At 42.5% G+C, this 2,887-nt stretch carries 2 protein-coding genes; one reads left to right on the plus strand and one right to left on the minus strand.

Features of this window, described 5'->3' with window-relative positions; translation table 11 throughout:
• Positions 1-895 precede the first annotated feature (895 nt).
• The gene (locus tag L4D09_RS28645; RefSeq protein WP_428460932.1) at positions 896-1,846 is read left to right on the plus strand and encodes an IS1595 family transposase; all 951 of its coding nucleotides are present in this window, start codon (positions 896-898) and stop codon (positions 1,844-1,846) included.
• Positions 1,847-1,862: 16 nt separating this feature from the next.
• Here the strand turns inward: L4D09_RS28645 and L4D09_RS28650 are convergent, their stop codons facing one another.
• The gene (locus L4D09_RS28650; RefSeq protein WP_428460933.1) at positions 1,863-2,006 is read right to left on the minus strand and encodes a hypothetical protein; all 144 of its coding nucleotides are present in this window, start codon (positions 2,004-2,006) and stop codon (positions 1,863-1,865) included.
• Positions 2,007-2,887: the final 881 nt, after the last annotated feature.

Below are 2,887 nucleotides of genomic sequence, written 5' to 3' on the forward strand. Positions count from 1 at the left end.
ATAGTGGTGGCGTGGTCTGTTTGTTGCACAATGCTGTTGTTTTTCACCCCGCCAAAGGGGGACGAGCGATCACATTGGCATCGCAATACTGATGTTCYTGTACTCAATCGAAGGGGCACGAGCGATCACATTCATTAAATTTTGCCTCTAATAGTGGTGGTGTAGCCTGCTTATCGCACAATGCTGTTGTTTTTTGCTCAATCGAAGGGGCRCGAGCGATCACATTCATTAAATTTTGCCTCTAATAGTAATGGTGTAGCCTGCTTATCGCACAATGCTGYTGTTTTTCGCTCAACTGAAGGGGCGCGAGCGATCACATTCATTCAATTTTGCCTCTAATAGTGGTGGTATAGCCTGCTTATCGCACAATGCTGTTGTTTTTTGCTCAATCGAAGGGGTACGAGCGATCACATTGGCATCGCAATACTGATGTTCTTGTACTCAATCGAAGGGGCACGAGCGATCACAATTCATTAAATTTTGCCTCTAATAGTGGTGGTGTAGCCTGCTTRTCGCACAATGCTGTTGTTTTTYGCTCAAYYGAAGGGGCGCGAGCGATCACATTCATTAAATTTTGCCTCTAATAGTGGTGGTATAGCCTRCTTATCGCACAATGCTGTTGTTTTTTGCTCAATCGAAGGGGTRCGAGCGATCACATTCATTAAATTTTGCCTCTAATAGTGGTGGCGTGGTCTGTTTGTTGCACAATGCTGTTGTTTTTCACCCCGCCAAAGGGGGACGAGCGATCACATTGGCATCGCAATACTGATGTTCTTGTACTCAATCGAAGGGGCACGAGCGATCACATTCATTAAATTTCCTGATTATAACTAACTTTCAGCTTGATCTGATTGTATGGTCAGCTACACTAAAATTTCAGTAATAGCAGGTATTTATGGCGAAAAATAAGGTTCAATTTCAGGAGGGAATTTCACTTCCACGCTTTATGAGCTTATATAGCACTGAAGAACAGTGCTATGAAAGACTCTTCAACATGCGTTGGTCACTTGGATATGTTTGCCCTAAATGTGGATGCAAAGAATACTGTAAGCTCAAACGCCACTCTTTGTATCAGTGCAACAACTGTCACCTACAAACATCTCTTACTTCTGGAACAATCTTAGCCAACACCAAACTACCTTTGACTATCTGGTTTCTCGCCATTTTTCTACTCACCCAAGTCAAGAATGGTGTATCCGCATTGGAGCTTTCCCGACACTTAGGGGTGTCTTACAACACTGCTTGGCGCATGAAACACAAGCTTATGCAAGCAATGAAAGAGCATGACGACAAACATAAGCTCGAACATATTGTTCAACTTGATGATGTGTACTGGGGTGGTAAACAGAAAGGTAAGCGAGGTAGAGGTTCAATGAACAAAGTACCGTTTGTTGCAGCGGTTGCTCTAAATGAAGAGTGTAACCCTGTCTACATGCGTATGAGTGTAGTTGAAGGGTTCAGAAAAGATGAAATTGCTAAGTGGGCGAAGAAGCACCTTGCTCCACAGACCATTGCTATTTCAGACGGACTTTCATGTTTTGAGGGACTTACATGTGCCAATATGCAGCACGATAGAGTTGTAAAAGATGGTGCTATGGATCTGGATGATATTCAGGATAAATACTTTCATTGGGTTGATACCATGATCAGCAACGTGAAAAACTCGCTCCACGGTACGTACCACGCAATAAGTAGAAAACATTTACCAAGATATCTAAGTGAGTTTTGTTTCAGGTTTAACTACAGGTTTCGCTTAGAAGAAGTTCTAGACGCGTTACTTAGTTCCTCTATGAAGTCGCCGCCAATGCCAGATCGGTTACTCAAGTTGCCTGTACCCCTGTTGTAACGGGTATCATTGAAATCTATTTCTTTGAAGATGTTGGTAACTTTCGTTGACCTGATACTTCAACCCCCAACACTTTAAATCGCTCACTCATCAACACTTTTGCGTTCGTGAGTAAAACTTTGCGCATTTCTTGGGGTGACAAACGTTTCTTATTGTCCATTAATAATCCCACCTCATTCAATTTTTAACTATATTATAAACAATCATGCATTAAATCACCTTAATGTCCTGCGTTCATTAAATTAGCTGAAAGTTGGTGGTAATCAGGTTAAATTTTGCCTCTAATAGTGGTGGCGTGGTCTGTTTGTTGCACAATGCTGTTGTTTTTCACCCCGCCAAAGGGGGACGAGCGATCACATTGGCATCGCAATACTGATGTTCTTGTACTCAATCGAAGGGGCACGAGCGATCACATTCATTAAATTTTGCCTCTAATAGTGGTGGYGTRGYCTGYTTRTTGCACAATGCTGTTGTTTTTCACCCCGCCAAAGGGGGACGAGCGATCACATTGGCATCGCAATACTGATGTTCTTGTACTCAATCGAAGGGGCACGAGCGATCACATTCATTAAATTTTGCCTCTAATAGTGGYGGTATAGCCTGCTTATCGCACAATGCTGTTGTTTTTYGCTCAATCGAAGGGGCGCGAGCGATCACATTCATTAAATTTTGCCTCTAATAGTGGTGGCGTGGTCTGTTTGTTGCACAATGCTGTTGTTTTTCGCTCAACCGAAGGGGCGCGAGCGATCACATTCATTAAATTTTGCCTCTAATAGTATTGGTATAGCCTACTTATCTCACAATACTGTTGTTTTTTGCTCAATCGAAGGGGGGCGAGCGATCACATTGGCATCGCAATACTGACGTTCTTGCACTCAATTGAAGGAGCACTCGCGATCAATCAAAGCTCTTACACTGATTCCGACAGGCCAAAAGAAGAGCAATTATTAAATTCACTTACTAATTCATAATAATGTATATATCTCAGTGCATTACATCTTAACGGTGAATCATTGCGCTGTTTATCGTGTATACATACCT

This window comes from Photobacterium makurazakiensis (assembly GCF_050336715.1).
Taxonomy (GTDB): Bacteria; Pseudomonadota; Gammaproteobacteria; order Enterobacterales; family Vibrionaceae; genus Photobacterium; species Photobacterium makurazakiensis.

What these genes read in the sequence shown, in the direction of transcription:
- L4D09_RS28645 (WP_428460932.1), top strand. Translation starts at nt 896, where the DNA reads ATGGCGAAAAATAAGGTTCAATTTCAGGAGGGAATTTCACTTCCACGC.
- L4D09_RS28650 (WP_428460933.1), bottom strand. Translation starts at nt 2,006, where the DNA reads ATGGACAATAAGAAACGTTTGTCACCCCAAGAAATGCGCAAAGTTTTA.